1 protein-coding gene is annotated in these 2,355 nt (G+C 74.4%); it reads left to right on the top strand.

Features of this window, described 5'->3' with window-relative positions:
* The coding region (locus JGS39_RS39085; RefSeq protein ID WP_236066056.1) for an ATP/GTP-binding protein at positions 1-2,246 on the top strand (2,246 nt) is incomplete at its 5' end.
* Positions 2,247-2,355: the final 109 nt, after the last annotated feature.

The following is a 2,355-nucleotide window of genomic DNA, read 5'->3' as shown; positions in this document are numbered from 1 at the left end:
GGGCGCGGTCGGACACGGCCGAATGGCTGAACGCGGCACGTCCCAGGACCGAGCCGGGGGTGTGGCGGTACGCCCACGTGGCACGGCCCGACGAGCGCCCGCCCCGCCCCTCGCTGGTGGGTCCGCTGGCGACGATGGTCCTGTGGCTCCTGCTGTGGCTCCTGCTGACGGAACGCGCCGTCCCCTACGTGTCCAAGCCGATCGAGATCATCACCGGCCCCGAATGGTGGTCCTTCGGCGGTCCCAAGGAGGACGCGCCGGCGCTGGTGGTCAACTCCACCACGCTCTACTACCAGGTCCTGGTCCTCGGCCTGGGCTTCTGGGCCGCCCGGATCGGCGGCTGGGCCCATGTCTTCCGCTACTTCGCGGGCCCCCGGCTGGGACGGGCCAGGCTGCTGCTCTCGGTGTCCGGTGCGGTGGTCACCGTATGGCTGGTCTGGACCCGGCGTGTGCCGCTCGCCGACATCATCCTGCCCGCCGTTCCGACCAGCTGGATGCAGGGCGGCGGCAACCAGTACGCGGCGCTCCTCGTCTCGCTCATCGCCTACGCCCTGATCGGCACCGCGATCGTGTGGCCCTTCGCCAGGATCGGCCAGTGGCAGGCGGGGTTCGCCCCCCTCCTCGGACGCGGCGAACCCGGCCCGCAGCAGCCCCGCACCGCTCCGGCACAGGCCGGACCGGACCTCGCACACTGGCCCGAACTGCGGGCCGCCGGCAGCACGGACGCCGCGGAGGCCCTCACCGCGGCCGTCCACGCCGACCGGATGAACGACATCGACTGCGTACGGCTGCGGCACGCCTGGGGAGCCGCCCGGACCCGGCCCGACCGGCGGGCCTCCTTCACCGACACCGTGCTGCGCAAGGGCGCCGACGCCTATCTGCACCCCTCCGGCCGCCGGGACCTGCCCCGGCGGACCGCCGTGCACGACCCGCTCACCGGCCAGGTCCGGATCGGCGCCTGCGCCGACGACCCGCGCAACCCCTACGCGCGCCGCGGCTCGGGGATGGCGCTGGAACCCGCGTCGCTGGGCACCTCGCTGCTGGTCGTCGGACCACCCGGCTCGGGGAAGACGGAACGGGTGGTGCGGCCCGTCGTCGAATCCCTCGCCCTGCGGGCGCTCACCGGGCAGGCGGCGGTGCTCGCCGTCGGCGCGGGCGGCGACCGGCTCGGCCCGGACGGGGCCTACGACGTCGTCGTCAGGATCGGCGACCCCGCGTCCCTGCACGACTTCGACCTGTACGGCGGGACGACCGACCCCGACGAGGCGGCGGCCGCCCTCGCGGAGGGCCTGGCCGGCGACCTCCCCACCCTGGACACCCGGCGCGCGGCGACCGCGCTGGGCCAGCTGCTCGGCCCGTACCGTGCCGTTCACGGAGTCTTCCCCGCCGTACCCGAACTCCGAGAGCTCCTCGAAGGCTCCGCCACCGCACTGGACGGCCTGCGGCAGGCACTGGAGTCGTCCGGACACCACGCGATGCTGCGCGAGCTCGACGCCCGGCAGCGCCAGGCGGGCGGCGCCGGGGACCCGGCGGCCGTCCTCGCCGACCGGATCGCCGTGCTCGACCGGCCGGCCTTCGCCGGGTTCTTCGCCACCGGGCCCGACGCCCGCCCGTTCTCGCTGCGCTCCCTGGAGCGGCATCCGCTGCGGGTGCGCGTCGATCTGCCGGAGCGCGCCCACGCCGAGGCGTCCCGGCTGCTGACCCGTCTGATCCTTGCCCAGTTCAACGCGATCACCGCGGCCCGCGCCGACCGTTCCCTCTTCGTCTGCTTGGTCCTGGACGACGCGACCCACACCGTCACCGCCGAAACCGTCCGGGGCATCCGCCGGCTGCGCTCCGTCAACGCGGGGGCGGTCCTCGCCCTGCGCACCCTGGACGACGTGCCCGAGGACCTGCACACGCCGCTGCTCGGCGCGGTCGGCTGCACCATGGCCTTCCCCGGCGTCACCACCTGGGACGGCAAACGCTTCGCCGAGACCTGGGGCAAGGAGTGGGTCGAGGTCCGCGAGGTCGCGCAGCACGGTGTCTTCGCCGACCAGCCGCTCACCCGCGCCCTGCACGCCCTGCGGAAGATGGCCACCGGCAAGGCCGTCACCACGGACGCGGTGACCGTGCGCCAGGTCGAACGGGAACGGTGGTCCGCCTCGGGACTCGCGTACGAGCTGCCCGTGGGCCACGCGGTGCTCTCCCTCACCACGGTCGACGGCGAACACGCGCCGCCCCTCCTGGTGCGCCTGGGCGGCTGACGAGACGGGCAGGGCCTGTGCGACGGTGACGGGGACTCTGCCACCCTGGCAGAATCGCTTCGAGCCGTTCATACGGGACGGCGAAATCGCCCCCTCCCAAAGGTCCCCC

Origin of the sequence: Streptomyces poriferorum (assembly GCF_019399235.1) — a bacterium.
Lineage (GTDB): Bacteria > Actinomycetota > Actinomycetes > Streptomycetales > Streptomycetaceae > Streptomyces > Streptomyces poriferorum.
This window is presented reverse-complemented; position numbering and strand designations above follow the sequence as displayed.